General features: G+C 67.9%; 15 protein-coding genes. 8 read left to right on the forward strand and 7 right to left on the reverse strand.

Annotation, left to right across the window (positions count from 1 at the left end; all coding sequences use genetic code 11):
- Nucleotides 1-48: 48 nt before the first annotated feature.
- Both KK7_RS0100685 and KK7_RS0100690 read left to right on the forward strand, forming a co-directional pair.
- Nucleotides 49-699 (forward strand): cell wall hydrolase, encoded by a 651-nt coding sequence (locus KK7_RS0100685; RefSeq protein ID WP_010542723.1) that lies wholly within the window; start codon nucleotides 49-51, stop codon nucleotides 697-699.
- An 85-nt stretch (nucleotides 700-784) separates the two neighbouring features.
- On the forward strand, nucleotides 785-1,282 hold the full coding sequence (locus KK7_RS0100690; protein WP_051121192.1) for an MmcB family DNA repair protein: 498 nt from the start codon (nucleotides 785-787) through the stop codon (nucleotides 1,280-1,282).
- Nucleotides 1,283-1,382: 100 nt separating this feature from the next.
- On the opposite strand, the gene KK7_RS0100695 is transcribed toward KK7_RS0100690, so the two are convergent.
- Nucleotides 1,383-2,000 carry an ankyrin repeat domain-containing protein gene (locus KK7_RS0100695; RefSeq protein ID WP_010542725.1) on the reverse strand — a complete coding sequence of 206 codons (618 nt, stop codon included), beginning with the start codon at nucleotides 1,998-2,000 and terminating at the stop codon, nucleotides 1,383-1,385.
- Nucleotides 2,001-2,071: 71 nt separating this feature from the next.
- Between KK7_RS0100695 and KK7_RS0100700 the strand changes: the two genes are divergently transcribed.
- The 3 genes from KK7_RS0100700 to KK7_RS0100710 are packed head-to-tail and all read left to right on the forward strand — an operon-like array spanning nucleotide 2,072 to nucleotide 3,752.
- Nucleotides 2,072-2,653: an SCO family protein gene (locus KK7_RS0100700; RefSeq protein WP_010542726.1), complete on the forward strand. Its 582-nt coding sequence runs from the start codon at nucleotides 2,072-2,074 to the stop codon at nucleotides 2,651-2,653.
- The gene (locus tag KK7_RS0100705; protein WP_010542727.1) at nucleotides 2,641-3,084 is read left to right on the forward strand and encodes a YcgN family cysteine cluster protein; all 444 of its coding nucleotides are present in this window, start codon (nucleotides 2,641-2,643) and stop codon (nucleotides 3,082-3,084) included. The genes KK7_RS0100700 and KK7_RS0100705 overlap by 13 nt, the downstream gene beginning before the upstream one ends.
- Complete coding sequence (locus tag KK7_RS0100710; RefSeq protein WP_010542728.1) at nucleotides 3,081-3,752, forward strand: M48 family metallopeptidase; 672 nt, start codon at nucleotides 3,081-3,083, stop codon at nucleotides 3,750-3,752. The genes KK7_RS0100705 and KK7_RS0100710 overlap by 4 nt, the downstream gene beginning before the upstream one ends.
- A 39-nt stretch (nucleotides 3,753-3,791) precedes the next feature.
- Here the strand turns inward: KK7_RS0100710 and KK7_RS0100715 are convergent, their stop codons facing one another.
- The 4 genes from KK7_RS0100715 to KK7_RS0100730 are packed head-to-tail and all read right to left on the reverse strand — an operon-like array spanning nucleotide 3,792 to nucleotide 7,915.
- Nucleotides 3,792-5,939, reverse strand: a complete 2,148-nt coding sequence (locus KK7_RS0100715; protein ID WP_010542729.1) for a transglycosylase domain-containing protein — start codon at nucleotides 5,937-5,939, stop codon at nucleotides 3,792-3,794.
- Between the two features lie 44 nt (nucleotides 5,940-5,983).
- Nucleotides 5,984-6,397 carry a peptide-methionine (R)-S-oxide reductase MsrB gene (gene msrB, locus KK7_RS0100720; RefSeq protein ID WP_010542730.1) on the reverse strand — a complete coding sequence of 138 codons (414 nt, stop codon included), beginning with the start codon at nucleotides 6,395-6,397 and terminating at the stop codon, nucleotides 5,984-5,986.
- 52 nt (nucleotides 6,398-6,449) lie between these two features.
- Entirely contained in the window at nucleotides 6,450-6,986 is a 537-nt protein-coding gene (locus KK7_RS0100725; RefSeq protein WP_010542731.1) for a sterol desaturase family protein, read from the reverse strand.
- Nucleotides 6,987-7,009: 23 nt separating this feature from the next.
- Entirely contained in the window at nucleotides 7,010-7,915 is a 906-nt protein-coding gene (locus tag KK7_RS0100730; RefSeq protein ID WP_010542732.1) for a LysR substrate-binding domain-containing protein, read from the reverse strand.
- Nucleotides 7,916-8,207: 292 nt separating this feature from the next.
- On the opposite strand from KK7_RS0100730, the gene KK7_RS0100735 reads away from it, so the two are divergent.
- Both KK7_RS0100735 and KK7_RS0100740 read left to right on the forward strand, forming a co-directional pair.
- On the forward strand, nucleotides 8,208-10,493 hold the full coding sequence (locus tag KK7_RS0100735; RefSeq protein ID WP_010542733.1) for a CDC48 family AAA ATPase: 2,286 nt from the start codon (nucleotides 8,208-8,210) through the stop codon (nucleotides 10,491-10,493).
- A 70-nt stretch (nucleotides 10,494-10,563) separates the two neighbouring features.
- Nucleotides 10,564-11,238: a phosphatase PAP2 family protein gene (locus KK7_RS0100740; protein WP_010542734.1), complete on the forward strand. Its 675-nt coding sequence runs from the start codon at nucleotides 10,564-10,566 to the stop codon at nucleotides 11,236-11,238.
- Nucleotides 11,239-11,256: 18 nt separating this feature from the next.
- On the opposite strand, the gene KK7_RS0100745 is transcribed toward KK7_RS0100740, so the two are convergent.
- Together KK7_RS0100745 and KK7_RS0100750 are read right to left on the reverse strand one after the other, a co-directional pair.
- On the reverse strand, nucleotides 11,257-12,708 hold the full coding sequence (locus tag KK7_RS0100745) for an ATP-binding protein (RefSeq protein WP_010542735.1): 1,452 nt from the start codon (nucleotides 12,706-12,708) through the stop codon (nucleotides 11,257-11,259).
- 75 nt (nucleotides 12,709-12,783) lie between these two features.
- The gene (locus KK7_RS0100750; RefSeq protein ID WP_100207481.1) at nucleotides 12,784-13,296 is read right to left on the reverse strand and encodes a GAF domain-containing protein; all 513 of its coding nucleotides are present in this window, start codon (nucleotides 13,294-13,296) and stop codon (nucleotides 12,784-12,786) included.
- 111 nt (nucleotides 13,297-13,407) lie between these two features.
- Here KK7_RS0100750 and recQ point away from each other — a divergent pair, with 111 nt between their 5' ends.
- A complete protein-coding gene (gene recQ / locus KK7_RS0100755; RefSeq protein WP_029622568.1) occupies nucleotides 13,408-15,177 on the forward strand; it encodes a DNA helicase RecQ in 1,770 nt (589 codons plus the stop codon).
- The last annotated feature ends 23 nt before the right edge of the window (nucleotides 15,178-15,200 follow it).

The following is a 15,200-nucleotide window of genomic DNA, read 5'->3' on the forward strand; positions in this document are numbered from 1 at the left end:
CACGGAGCGCCCGCCTGCCGCGCACCAACCGCATAATATTGATCTGTAATGAAGTTTCTGCCGCGGGCTGCCACCTTTGCAGCTGTGACCTTCTGCGCTGGGGCACTTGCCAATGCCGCCACGCTCAACCTCGCCCCGCTCCCGCAGCAGGCCCAGCAGGTTCAGGCCACGGTGCAAACCGCGTCCGCCCAGGCACAAAACGTCCTGCCTTCCCAGCAGGTTCCCGCGCCCCAGGCCGCGGTAGAGCAGCAGGGCAGCGACGAAGCGACCGCTACCACCGAATATGCCAGCCTGTCCGATGCGGTTGCTGCGCAGCAGGATGCGGCCGCCGCGCTCGATGACGATCGCGAGCTGCGCTGCCTCGCCACCGGCGTCTATTACGAAGCGCGCAGCGAGCCGCTTTCCGGTCAGCTCGCCGTGGCCGACGTGATCCTCAACCGCAGCACCTCGGGCCGCTTCCCCGGCTCGGTCTGCTCGGTGATCACGCAGAAGGGCCAGTTCTCGTTCGTGCGCGGCGGCAAGCTGCCGACGCCGCCGGCCAACGCCCAGTGGCGTCGCGCCCTGGCCGTGGCGCAGGTCGCCCGCAAGAATCTCTGGGAAAGCCCGGCCGAGGGCGCGCTCTATTTCCACGCCCGGTACGTCGGCGCCAGCGCCGGCCGCACCGTCGCTACGGTCGGCAACCACATCTTCTATCGCTGATCGACGTCTCCGCCGATGGAGCTGAAAAGCCGCCGAAGCGATTCGGCGGCTTTTCCGTGTTCGCTGAATGTTCTATGTGGGAACGATGAACGCGCATCAGCCCCTGCCACCGTCCCTGTCGCCCGACGTGGAGGCGATGGTCGCGGCCGATGTGGTGCGCGGCGTCTGCCGGATGCTGCTGCGCCACGATTGCGTGGCAATCGCCGAAGTTCCGCTGGAAGGTGGCCGCCGGGTCGACCTGATGGCGCTGGATGCGCGTGGCAACATCGTCATCGTCGAGATCAAGGTGTCCCGCGCGGACCTGCTGGGCGACGCCAAATGGCCCGAATACCTTGGCCATTGCGATCGGTTCTTCTGGGCGGTGCCGCAGGGGTTCGATCTGCGCCCGCTCGACCAGCCGCATTTCCTTCCCGAACGTACCGGACTGATCGTCGCCGATCGCTATGATGCGGCGGTGGCGCGGGAGGCGGCGACGGTGCCGCTGGCGGCGGCGGCGCGGCGCAAGGCGACCCTCGCCTTCGCCCGCCGTGCGGGACGAAGGCTGCTGGGCATGCTCGATCCCGACGTCGCCGACGGGTTCTAGAGCATTTTCAAGTTGACCGTTTACGGTCAACGACTCGGAAAATGCGGCAATCGAAAACCTAGGGCGTCTTCGCCCAAGGTGAAAACGCTCTAGGATCCGGTCAGAGCTTCGGACCCGCGGCGGCAGGCGCGCGGCCGACCTTCGGTGCGTCGGCAAGCAGCTTCCCGATGGTGGGATAGCGGGTCTCGCGCTTGGCATATTCGCGCGCCGACAAGCCGCCGCCAAAATCGGCGCGATCGGGATCGGCGCCGGCGTCCAGCAGCTTCTTCACGATCTCGGCATCGTGCGCCAGAACCGCGCGGATCAGCGGGGTGATGCCGCCGTTGTTGGCGAGATTGACGTTCGCCTTCTTGGCGATCAGCGCGTCCACGCCGGGGCCCCAGCCCAGGCCGGCGGCGAAGATCAACGGCGTGTTGCCGTCACGATCCTGGATGTTCACGTTCACGCCCGGCTGGTTGATCAGCACGGTCAGGTAGGTCGGATCCTGGCGCTTGACGACGATGTGCAGCGCGGCCTCGCCCGATCCATAGGGATCCTTGACGTTGACCATCGAGACGGCCTTGTCCCGCAGGAACTCGTTGACCTTGCTTCCGTCCTGCTTACGGATCGCGTCGAGGAACTGGATGCTCTCTCGCGGCTGGCCCATGCCCTGGGCGAAGGCGGGGAGCGGCAGGAGAAACAGTGCCGCGGCAGCGGCAGAGGCGAGACGGAACGTCATTGCTGGATCGGTACCTTCGATACTGGCGACGGATGCGGCGACCCTCCTAGCAAAGACTGGCGGTAGATACCATGAACAGCATGTTTCGGACGTTGGGTGTCGCGGCGCTTCTCGCGGTGTCGGCCTGCGGCACGGCCAATCCCGGCGAACCGCCGCTGGCGGGCGCGCGGATCGGCGGGCCGTTCACGCTCGTCGACCAGAACGGCAAGACCGTCACCGACGCGAATTTCGCGGGCACGTATCGCATCGTCTATTTCGGCTACACCTACTGCCCGGACGTGTGCCCGACGGACCTTGCCAAGATCGGCGCGGCGCTCCGCACCCTGGACAAGCAGGCGCCGCAGATCGCGCAGAAGATCGTGCCGCTGTTCGTCACCGTCGATCCCGAGCGCGATACGCCGGCGGCGCTCAAGCAGTATGTCGCCAATTTCCATCCGCGCCTGATCGGCCTCACCGGCAAGCCCGAGGCCATCGCGCAGGTGGCGAAGGCATATGCGGTCGCCTATATGAAGCAGCCGACGCCGTCGGGCTATCTGATGGGCCATACGCAGGTGGCCTATCTGATGGGCCCGGACGGCAAGCCGATCACCAGCCTGCCGCTGGAGAAGGATCCCCCGGCGATCGTCGCCGAGCTAGAGCATTGGGTGCGGTGACCATCAAATTCTGGGAAGATCTGCCGCTGGAGGCGCTCGATCGCGCGCAATGGGAAGCCTTGTGCGACGGCTGCGGCAAATGCTGCCTCCACAAGCTGGAGGACGAGGAGACGGGGGAGCTGTTCGCCACCAACGTCGCCTGCAAGCTGCTCGATCGCCGCATGGGGCTGTGCAAGGATTACAAGCACCGGCGGGCCTATGTGCCCGAATGCGTGCGGCTGACGACGCGCAACGTCCGCGACATCGAATGGCTGCCCAGCACCTGCGCCTATCGGCTGCGTGCCAATGGCGAGGCGCTGCCCGACTGGCACTATCTGGTCTCCGGCGACCGCGAGGCGGTACACAAGGCGGGGGAATCGACCCGCGGCTGGACCATCTCCGAAGATGATGCCGGCGATCTCGAGCATCACATGACGGACCGCCGCCTTTGATCGAGGGGCTCGAAGTGATCCGCCATCCCCGTGCGCGGCGGATGCGGCTCGCGATCGATCCCCGCGACGGCACGGTGCGGCTGACCATTCCGCCGCGCGCCAGCCTCGCAAAGGCGATGCAATGGGTGGGCGAGCAGCAGGGCTGGATCGCCGCCCAGCGCGAGCGTCTGCCCGGCGGCCGGCCGTTCGTGCCAGGGGCTACCCTCCCCTTCGGCGACGGCGTGCTGACGATTCTCTGGCCGGCCGCGGGCGTGCGCGGCGTGCGGCGGGAAGGAGACCAGCTGCTGTGCGGCGGGACCGAGGAGGGACTGTCGCGGCGCGTCGAACGCTGGCTCCGCGCCGAAGCATTGCGGGTGCTGAGCGAGGAGACCGCGCACTATGCGGCGCTTGCGGGCGTACGCGTCACCAAGGTGGCGATCGGCGACGCGCGCAGCCGGTGGGGCAGCTGCGCGTCGACGGGCGTGATCCGCTATAGCTGGCGGCTGATCCTCGCGCCGAGCGCGGTGCGTCGGGCGACGGTGGCGCACGAAGTCGCGCACCGGGTGCACATGAACCACGGCCCGGACTTCCACGCGCTGGTGGAGCAGCTCTACGGCGCCGATCCCATGCCGCAGCGGCAGTGGTTGCGCATGCACGGCGCCGGCCTGCACTGGGTCGGCCGAGACTAGCCCAAATCCCCCTCCGGCGCGCGGAGGGGGTCGCCATGCTCAATATTCGTCGTTGGGACGCTGGTTCTGCTGCGCGGGCTGGCGCTGCGGTTGACGGCCGGGCTGCTGCGGCTGTCCCGCCGGCCGGCCCGTCATCCGGTTGATCCAGTCGCGATCCAGCCGTTCGCCCTGCTGCTGGACGGGCGCGGGACGGCCACCCGGCTGGGCGGGTGCCGTGCCATCCATGATCTCGCCTTCCTGCGGCTCTGCCGGCACCTGCGGCGGCTGGGCGATGGGGTTGCCGTCCTCGTCCACCATCATGCCGTTGTCGGGTTCGCCATAGGCGTCCGCATCGGGCTCCAGCATGTTGTCGGGCGGGGTCAGCTGCGTCTCGAACTGCTCGACCGGGCGATTCGCGACCGCCTGGATCATGAAGTCGTGGAAGGCACGCGCGGGGGCGCGGCCGCCCTGCAGGCCCGGCACCACCTTGGCGTCGTCGCGGCCCATCCACACGCCGGTGGTGAGGCCGCTGGAGAAGCCGATGAACCAGCCATCCTTGTTCGAGGTGGTCGTGCCGGTCTTGCCCGCGACCGGCCGCCCGATCTGCGCGGCGCGGCCGGTGCCGGTGGCGACCGCGGTCTGCATCAGGTCGATCATCTGCGCGGCGACGTAATTGGCAACGAGCACATGGCTGGTATCGACCTCGTGCTGGTAGATCACCTTGCCGTTCGCGGTGACGCGGGTGATGCCGTAGGGCGTCACCGCCACGCCGTTGTTGCCGACCGAGGCGAAGGCGCGGGTCATGTCGATCAGGCGCACGTTCGAGGTGCCCAGCACCATCGCCGGCTGGGTGTTGATCGCGGTGGTGATGCCGAACCGCTTCGCCATGTCGGCCACGGTGGTGAAGCCCACCTCCTGGCCGAGCTTCGCCGCGATGGTGTTGACCGAATAGGCGAAGGCGGTGCGGATCGTGATCGGCCCGCTGTTGCGCCGCGAATCGTTGCGCGGGCTCCAGCCGTCGATCGTCACCGGTTCGTCGACGACGATGTCGTCGGGCTTGTGCCCGGCTTCGAGCGCGGCGAGATAGACGAACAGCTTGAACGAGGAGCCCGGCTGGCGCTGTGCCTGGGTGGCGCGGTTGTAGATCGAGGACACATAGTCCTTGCCGCCCACCATCGCCCGCACCGCACCGTCACGCTCGATCGAGACCAGCGCGCCCTGCGCCCCGTCCGGCGCATTGGCGCGGATCGCTGCATCGGCGCTGCGCTGCATGTTCAGGTCGAGCGTCGTCCACACGTCGAGCGGGGCCTCCGTCTCGTCGATCAGCGTTTCCAGCTGGGGCAGCGCCCAATCGGTGAAGTAGCGGACGCTGTTCTGCTTGGGCTCGGGGGCCAGCTGCACGGTGTGCGGGTCGGTCGCGTTTGCCTGGGCTTCGCTGATCTTGCCCGCATCGGCCATCACCTTCAGCACCACGGTGGCGCGATCGACGGCAGCTTCGGCATCGGCGGTGGGCGAATAATGCGACGGCGCCTTCACCAGGCCGGCGACGATCGCCGCCTCCCCCAGCGACAGGTTGGTCGCCGGATGCCCGAAGAACTTCCGGCTCGCCGCGTCGATGCCATAGGCGCCGCCGCCGAAATACACCTTGTTCAGATAAAGCTCGAGAATCTCCTGCTTGGAGAATTTCCGCTCCAGCGCCAGCGCGAGGATGGCCTCGCGGATCTTGCGGCCGACGCTGTACTTGTTCGACAGGAAGATGGTGCGCGCGACCTGCTGGGTGATGGTCGAGCCGCCCTGCAGCCGCCGCCCCTCGTCATGCAGCCGCTTGGCCACCCACAGGATGCGCAGCACGCCGACCGGATCGACGCCCCAGTGCGATTCGAAGCGACGATCCTCGGTCGCGATGATCGCGTCCTTCATCACCTGGGGGATCTGGTCGTACTTGATCCACTCGCCATAGCTCGGCCCGAGCGAAACCAGCACGGTGCCGTCGACCGCATGGACACGGATCATCTGGCCGTTGGGCGAGGACTTCATCTGGTCGTAGCTGGGCAGCGTCGCCTTGGCCGAATAGACCGCGATCACCAGCGCGATGAAGGCGATCAGCGCGAGCGCGACGCCGCCGATCAGCGACCAGAGGAAGAACTTCTTCCAGAAGGAGCCCCGGCGCCACCAGGGCGCAGCTGCGATTTTCGATTTTCCGGCCATGTACGGCGTGGTCGATTACAGGCTCGCGGGGCTTCTCACAAGGATCAGGCGGCCGATGCGGCCGCCGCGCGCGGTCGAAAGTCGAGGCTTACCGAATTCATGCAGTAGCGCAGTCCCGTCGGCGGGGGGCCATCGGGGAAGACGTGGCCGAGATGCCCGTCGCACCGCGCGCACCGCGCCTCGATCCGGCGCATGCCGTGGCTGGTATCGGCATGCTCGCTCACATGGTCCGGCGCCACCGGCCGGGTGAAGCTGGGCCAGCCGGAGCCGGAATCATATTTGTCGATGCTGTCGAACAATTCGAGCTGGCAGCCCGCGCAGCGATAGATGCCGTCGGCCTTGTTGTCGTTGTAATGGCCGGAAAAGGCGCGTTCGGTGCCCGCCTGGCGCAGCACGTGGAACTGCTCGGGGGAGAGGCGCTTGCGCCATTCGGACTCGGAGAGATTCAGCTGATCCATAGGCCGCAGGATGTGGGTTCGGGCCACTGCCCCGTCAATCCGGGGATGGCCCTCAATCCGGGATGGTGATCCGCTGGACGACCGCGCCGCTGGCGCGCAGCTGCGCCTTCAGCACCTCCGGCTTGGGCGCATAGAGAAAGCCGAAGCTGACCGTCCCCTTGCGGGTGCGCACCGCGTGGTGCAGCCGGTGCGCCTGGACGATCCGCTTCATGTAGCTGGAACGCGGGATGTAGCGGTGGCGGATCCGCTTGTGGACGATCAGGTCGTGAAAGCCGAAATAGATCGCGCCGTATGCGGCGATCCCCGCGCCGATCCAGGTGAAGCCCGGCCACCAGCCGAGCTGCACGCCGCCCAGCAGCAGCACGAACGACGGCACCGCAAAGATCGCGGCATACAGGTCGTTCAGCTCCCAGTTGCCGGTGCGGGGGCGGTGATGGCTGGCGTGCAGGAACCAGCCCGGCCCGTGCATGATCCATCGATGCGCTGCATAGGCGAACAGCTCCATGCCGAGCACGGTGGCGAGGAACAGCAAAAAGGCGTTGAGCGGCGACATGGCGCCCATGTAGGCGATCTGCCGCGTCCATTCCATTGACTTTGCCCAAAGGGGCAGGGTCAGCTGCGCGGCATATCCAGCAGATCAGCGCCCATCGCCGAAATCAGCCAGTCGTGGAAGATCTGCACCGGCCGCAGCGTCAATGCGCGGGGCCGACAGACGAACCAGTAGCTGTAATGGCTCTCCACGGTCAGGTCGAACAACTGCACCAGCCGCTCGTCGCGCGCCGACTGATAGTGCGATTCGAGCATGAAGGCGACGCCCAGCCCCTGCGCGGCGGCCTCCAGCATCAGATTGCCCGAATCGAACAGGTCGATCGCCGCGGGTTCGAGATCGGGATAGCCCGCCGCCATCCGCCAGGCGGTGAACGTCTCCGGCATTTCGCGGTGGACCAGCGCGGTGAGTCGCGACAGGTCCATGGGATCACGCACCGGATTGGGCCCCTCCACGAGGCTGCGCGCGCCGATCACGTGCACGCGATTCCGATCGAGCCGGCGCGAATAATAGCCGGGATCGATGTCGCGGGCGATGACGATCGCCGCATCCAGCCCGTCGCCCAGCCGCGCCATGCCGTGGCTGCCGGTATCGACGTCGAGATGCAGCTCGGGATGGCGCTGCTTCAGTTCCGGCAGGCGCGGCAGCAATTGCTGCGTCGCATAGAGCGGCAGCACGCCGAGCCGCAGCCGCAGCAATTCGCTGCCGCTGGTCATCGTCTCGATCGCGTCGGTCATCGTATCGAGCGCCGGTGCGATCAGGCTGAGCAGCCGGTCGCCATCGTCGTTCAGCCGCAGCGACTGGTGCCTCCGTTCGAACAGCGGCTTGCCGATGAACCGCTCCAGCGCCTGTACGCGCCGGCTAAGCGCCGGAGAAGACAGGGCAAGTTCCTCGGCGGCGGCCTTGATCGAGCCCAGGCGGGCAACCTGGACAAAGGCTTCGATGGCAGTGAGCGGCGGAAGGCGACGCATCGGATCCGACTCTCTAATTGTGCAGCGCACCATACTCAGAACGGAGGGCGCAGACCGACAATGCCGCCCTGCTCTCTCGCGACCAGTATCGCTACTGACAACACTGATTGCAAGCCTTGCATCTACGCCGTGTAATTTTCGCACTTGCACAAAACCGTGCCGCACCGCACATAGGGGGTGCCTTTCAGGCATCCTCTCCTAAAACTTTCCAAGGCCGCCCTTTTTGAGGCGGCCCTTTTTTTTGCCTTCGCCGTTCTTAGCTTTCGTGCCCAACGCCACGAAGGAACCCAGAATGGCCGATGACGAATCCCGCACCCGCCGCCTGCAGGTCGCCAATGCGCGGCCCGAGGACAGCGGCCGCGGACTCGCCCATATCCCCCGCAGCCTGATGGGCGCGCTAGGCATTACCGAAGGTGACGTGATCGAGATCGTCGGCAAGCGCAGCACGCCTGCCCGCGCGGTCCTCCCCTATTCCGAAGACGAAGGGCTGGAGCTGCTCCGCATCGACGGCCTCCAGCGCGCCAATGCCGGCGTCGGCTCGGGCGATTTCGTCGAAGTTCGCCGCGCCGATTCAAAGCCCGCGACTCGCGTCGTGTTCGGCCCCGCCCAGGCGAATCTGCGCCTGCGCGGCACCGGCGAGGCGCTGAAGCGCACCTTCTTCACGCGCCCCCTCACCGCCGGCGACACGATCGCCACGGTCGGCCACCAGCGCGCCGACATGCCCCCCAACGTCCAGCAGTTCGTCCGCGCGCCGGCCTATGCGCTGCAGGAGATCCGCCTGACGGTGCTCTCCACCGTGCCGCGGGGCGTGGTGCATATCGACGAGAATACCGAGGTCGAGCTGCGCACCGAATATGAGGAGGCCAAGGAAAGCCGCCGCGCCGATGTGACCTATGACGATATCGGCGGCATGGCCGGCACGATCGATCAGCTGCGCGAGATGGTCGAGCTGCCGCTGCGCTATCCCGAGCTGTTCCAGCGCCTGGGCGTCGATCCGCCCAAGGGCGTGATTCTGCACGGGCCCCCCGGTACCGGCAAGACCCGCCTCGCCCGCGCCGTCGCCAATGAAAGCGATGCCAGCTTCCACCTGATCAACGGGCCGGAGATCATGGGCTCGGCCTATGGCGAATCCGAGCAGCGGCTGCGCCAGGTGTTCGAGGAAGCCTCGAAGAACGCGCCCTCGATCGTGTTCATCGACGAGATCGATTCGATCGCGCCGAAGCGCGGCCAGGTGACCGGCGAGGCGGAAAAGCGCCTCGTCGCCCAGCTGCTGACGCTGATGGACGGGTTGGAGGCGCGCGCCAACATCGTCGTGATCGCCGCGACCAATCGCCCCGAGGCGATCGACGAGGCGCTGCGCCGTCCGGGCCGGTTCGACCGCGAGATCGTCGTCGGCGTGCCGGACGATCGCGGCCGCCGCGAGATCCTCGGCATCCACACCCGCGGCATGCCGCTGGCCGACGATGTCGACCTGCCCGAGCTGGCGCGGACGACCTATGGCTTTGTCGGTGCAGACCTTGCCGCGCTGACCCGCGAGGCGGCGATCGAGGCGGTGCGGCGGATCATGCCGCGGCTCAACCTCGAGGAAGGCACGATCCCCGCCGACGTGCTCGATACGCTGTCGGTCACCCGCGACGATTTCCTGGAGGCGCTCAAGCGCGTCCAGCCCTCGGCGATGCGCGAGGTGATGGTGCAGGCGCCGACGGTCCGCTGGGAGGATGTCGGCGGGCTCGACGATGCGCAGATGCGGCTGAAGGAAGGCGTCGAGCTGCCGCTCAAGGATCCGGACGCGTTCCGGCGCCTCGGCATCCGCCCGGCCAAGGGCTTCCTGCTCTATGGTCCGCCGGGCACCGGCAAGACCTTGCTGGCCAAAGCCGTCGCGCGCGAGGCGGAGGCGAACTTCATCGCCACCAAGTCGAGCGACCTGCTCTCCAAATGGTATGGCGAGAGCGAGCAGCAGATCGCCCGGCTGTTCGCCCGCGCGCGGCAAGTGGCGCCGTGCGTGATCTTCATCGACGAGCTCGACTCGCTGGTGCCGGCACGCGGCGGGGCGATGGGCGAGCCGCAGGTGACCGAACGCGTGGTCAACACCATCCTCGCCGAGATGGATGGGCTGGAGGAGCTGCAGTCGGTGGTGGTGATCGGCGCGACCAACCGGCCCAACCTGATCGATCCCGCCCTGCTCCGCCCGGGCCGGTTCGACGAGCTGGTCTATGTCGGCGTGCCCGACAAGGCCGGGCGCGAGCGCATCCTGCGCATCCAGACCGAGAAGATGCCGCTGGCGGCGGACGTCGATCTGGGCGCGATTGCCGAGCAGACCCAGCGCTACACCGGCGCCGATCTGGAAGACGTGGTGCGCCGCGCCGGCCTGGTGGCACTTCGCCAGTCGCTGGCGACGCGCGAGGTGACGATGGCGCATTTCGAGGATGCCCTGAAGGATTCGCGCGCCACGGTCACGCCCGAGATGGAGAACGACTATGCGGCGATGCAGGGCAAGCTGAAACAGCAGGCCTCGTCGATCCAGCCGATCGGCTTCATCGCGCCCGGCATGCTGGAAGGCCGCGGCCCGAAGGGCTAGGCTGCCGCTTTCTGGGCCGCCGACATCCCCTTTGCGTTGTCGGCGGCCTTTTCCTTTCAAGCCGAGCAGCATGACCGATTCCAACCCGCTTCGTCCCGCCAACCGCCAATGGCTGTGGCCCGCGCTCGCCCTGTTGGGCCTGTCGCTTGCCGGACTTGCCGCGTTCCTCTGCCTCCGCTTCGCCAGCGGGTTCGCCTTCGATCCCGCGCTGCTGCTCGCCTTCCGGCGACCGGGCGATCTCGGCACGCCGATCGGCCCGGCCTGGCTGCGCCAGTCGGCGATCGATATCAGTGCGCTCGGCGGCTATACCGTCCTGTGGCTGGCGGGAGCGGCGACGCTGATCTTCCTGCTGGCATTCGGCAAGCGCGCCGAGGCGCTGCTGCTCGGCGGATCGCTGATCGGCGCTTCGGTCATCAACGCGCTGCTCAAGATCTTCCTTCACCGTCCCCGCCCGGACGTGGTGCCCCACCTTGCCGAAGTCTCCAGCGCCAGCTTCCCGAGCGGCCATGCGATGATCTCGGCCGCGGTCTATCTCACCCTCGGCATGATGGTCGCGCAGACCCAGGCGAGCCGCTGGGCGCGGGCCTATCTGCTCGGCTTTTCGGTGCTCTTGGTGCTGCTGATCGGGTGCAGCCGCGTGTTTCTGGGCGTCCACTGGCCGTCGGACGTGCTGGCCGGCTGGTGCTTCGGCGCAATTTGGGCGCTGTGCATGTTCGCGCTCAATGCGCGGCTGCACCGCCGCTAGGATTCAAGGCGTTGAGGATCAGCCGTCCGACGCCTGCGTCGTCCAGCCGAGCCGGGGAATCGTGATCGAGCGCTTGCCCGACAGATCGACGCGGGTGACGAACAGCCCCTTGCTCTCGATATACTGCATCAGCCGCCGCACGCGCCCGAGCGAGCCGGTACCATAGCTGGTCGCGATATCGGTATCGCTGGGGCACGGCAGCCCCTCGCGCGCCGCCTTGGCGACGAGCAGGAACGGCCCGAGCATGTCGTCGGGCAGCGCTCGCGCCGCTTCCAGCGCCTGCGCCCAATCGTCGTCGGGATTGCCGTGGATGCCCGCGCGGGCGGCCGACAGCCGGCGGACGAAGCCGGAAAGGTCGAGCGGCGGGCGGTTGAGCCCCACCATCCGGCAGCGCACCTGGAAATCCTGGTACAGCACGGCGGGCGAGCGCAGCGTCGACTGCTCGTCCTCCACGATCGCGCGCAGCACGTCGGCGACGAGGCCGGCGACTTCCTCGGGATCCCGATCGGGCTCGACTTCCATCGGCGCGGGCACCGAACGGGCGAGCGCTTCGAGCATCGTCTCGGAATGGGCGTAGGTGGGTGCGGGCGGCGGCGCCGGCGGCACCCATTCGGGCTCGGCGGGGGCGAGCAGCAGATCCTTCATGTCTTCGGTCGGCGCCTGGGGCAGCGGCGTCAGCTTCGGGGACGAGCTGCGCGCGCTGGTTTCCACCGATCCGATGCGGATCGCCACCGGCCGCCGGGTGATCGCCGGGCCGAGGCCGAGGAAATGCCCGCGCGCCAGATCGCGGATCGCCTCGGCCTGGCGGCGCTCCATGCCGAGCAGATCGGCGGCGCGCTGCATGTCGATATCGAGAAAGGTGCGGCCCATCAGGAAGTTCGAGGCTTCCGCCGCGACGTTCTTGGCGAGCTTGGCGAGGCGCTGCGTCGCGATCACGCCGGCCAGGCCGCGCTTGCGGCCGCGGCACATCAGGTTGGTCATGGCGGAAAGCGAAGCGCGGCGCACCTCCTCCGCCACTTCGCCACCGCCGGCGGGGGCGAAGAGCTGGGCCTCGTCCACCACGACCAGCGCCGGATACCAATGGTCGCGCGGCGCATCGAACAGCGCGTTCAGGAAGGTGGCGGCGCAGCGCATCTGCCCTTCCGCCTCCAGCCCCTCCAGGCTCAGCACCACCGAAGCACGGTGCTCCCGAATGCGTGCGGCGAAGCGGGCGACGTCGCGCTCGCTATGATCGACCGCCTCGATCGCGAGATGGCCGTAGCGATCCGACAGGGTGACGAAATCGCCCTCGGGATCGATCACCACCTGCTGCACATGGCCCGCGGATTGTTCGAGCAGCCGCCGCAGCAGGTGCGACTTGCCCGAGCCCGAATTGCCCTGGACGAGCAACCGGGTTGCAAGCAACTCCTCCAGATCGACCGGCACGGGGCTGCCCGTGCCGTCGACGCCCATGTCCACGCTGACGGTCATCGCGGCCGCTTTGCCGGATCAGGGGGGGCAGCGGCAAGGGCCGCGTCACCGAAAACTGTGGGTGTTTGTTTCGCTTCAGGCCGCGTCGGCGGCATTGAGGCGCTGGCGGCGGCGCTCCAGCGCTTCCATCGTCTTCTCGGCGAGCAGCGTCAGCCGTGCGGTATCCCGCTCGGTCAGCTGGGGGCGGGCCATGCTGTCGATCACGCACAGCGTGCCGATCCGCTTGCCGGTGGAGGTGCGCAGCGGCGCCCCGGCGTAGAAGCGGATGTTCGGGTCGCCGGTGACCAGCGGGTTCTCGGCAAAGCGCGGATCGGCCTGCGCATCGTTGACCACGAACACGTCGGGCCCGCGAATGGCATGGGTGCAGAAGGAGATCGAGCGCGGCGTCTCCTGCGGCTCCAGCCCGACGCGGGCCTTGAACCATTGCCGGTTCTCGTCGATCAGTGAAATCAGCGCGATCGGCACACCCAGCGCGGCGGCGGCTTCGCGGACGATCGCGTCGAACTCGGCTTCGTTGGGCGTGTCGAGTACGCCATAGCCCTTGAGCTCGGCGAGGCGGGCGGATTCGTCCGAGGGATCAAGTGGCATCGTTTTCATCGTCCTGCGTTTGCGCCCCCCGGCACATTCGGGTTACTACAGTAGGACAAGTTAACATTTGCTCGACATCCCAAGCATGTGCCGGGCAGTCTGATGGCAGCCATGCGTCCCGATCCCATTGAACATCTCCGCCGGGTTTTCGGCTATGACGCCTTTCGCGGGGTGCAGGCCTCGGTGGTGGAGCGCGTGCTCGGCGGGCAGCGCACGCTGGCGGTGATGCCCACCGGCGCGGGCAAGTCGCTCACCTACCAGCTGCCCTCGGTGATGCTGGAGGGGACCTGCGTCGTCGTCAGCCCGCTGATCGCGCTGATGCACGACCAGCTACGCGCCGCCGAGGCGGTGGGCATCCGCGCCGCCACGCTGACCAGCGTCGACGACAATCGCGCCGAGACGATCGAGCGGTTCCGCGCGGGTGCGCTCGACCTGCTCTACATCGCGCCCGAACGCGCCTCGGGCGAGGGCTTCCGCAACCTGCTGACCCAGGCGCCGCTGAGCCTGTTCGCGATCGACGAGGCGCATTGCGTTTCCGAATGGGGGCATGATTTCCGCCCCGATTACCGGTTGCTGCGCCCGCTGCTCGATCGCTTTCCGGAGGTGCCGCGCCTCGCGCTCACCGCCACGGCCGACGCGCATACCCGTGCTGATATCCTCGAACAGCTGGGGATCCCCGAGGACGGACTGATCGTCGCGGGCTTCGACCGGCCGAACATCCGCTACCACATCGCCCCCCGCGAGAACACGACGCGGCAGATCATCGACGTGGTGGCGGACAATCCCGGCCCCGGCATCGTCTATGCCCAGACGCGCAAGGGCGTGGAGCAGCTCGCCGAAAAGCTGGCGGCGGAGACCGGGCGGCCGGTGCTGCCCTATCATGCCGGGCTCGATCCCGAGGTGCGCCGGCGCAACCAGGCGCGGTTCGTCGCGAGCGAGGACATGGTGGTGGTCGCCACGGTCGCGTTCGGCATGGGGATCGACAAGCCCGACGTGCGCTTCGTCGCGCATGCCGGGCTGCCCAAGTCGATCGAGGCCTATTACCAGGAAACCGGCCGCGCCGGCCGCGACGGCGATCCGGCGGTGGCGCACCTCTTCTGGGGAGCGGACGATTTCGCCCGCGCCCGCCAGCGGATCGGCGAAGTGGAGCCTTCGCGCCAGCCCGGCGAGCGGGCGCGGCTGACCGCGCTGGGCGCGCTGGTCGAGACCGCGGGGTGCAGGCGTCGCATCCTGCTCAAGCATTTCGGCGAGGATGCGCCCGAGACCTGCGGCAATTGCGACAATTGCCTGAATCCCCCGACGGCGATCGACGTCAGCGTGACCGCCCAGAAATTCCTCTCGGCGGTGTTCCGCACCGGCATGCTCTACGGCGTCGGCTATATCGAGGGCATCCTCACCGGCGTCTCCAGCGAGCGCAGCCTGATGAACGGGCATGAGAAGCTCTCGGTGTTCGGCATCGTCGACGGCGACGAGGTGGCGATGCTCAAGCCCGTGTCGCGCGCGTTGCTGCTGCGCGATGCGCTGCGCACCAACGAGCATGGCGGGCTGGAATTCGGCCCCGAGGCGCGCGCGATCCTGAAGGGCGAGGCGAAGCTGGAGCTGGTCCTGCCGCCGCGCCGCGAGCGCCGCCGCAAGGGGGCCAAGGGCGCGGTGCCCAATCCGGTCGGCAATCCGCTGTTCGAGGCGCTGCGGGCGAAGCGGCGCGAGATCGCGCAGGAGACGGGCCTGCCGCCCTATGTGATCTTCCATGATTCGGTGCTGCGCGACATGGCGATGGTGCGGCCGGGGTCGCTCGCGGAGATGGGGCAGCTCTCGGGCGTCGGCGCGCGCAAGCTCGACGCCTATGGTCAGGACTTTCTGGACGTCCTTCGCCAGTTCTGATCGGCTTTCGCGGTGGCCCGCCC

Origin of the sequence: Sphingomonas elodea ATCC 31461, assembly GCF_000226955.1 — a bacterium.
In the GTDB taxonomy this organism is placed as follows: domain Bacteria; phylum Pseudomonadota; class Alphaproteobacteria; order Sphingomonadales; family Sphingomonadaceae; genus Sphingomonas; species Sphingomonas elodea.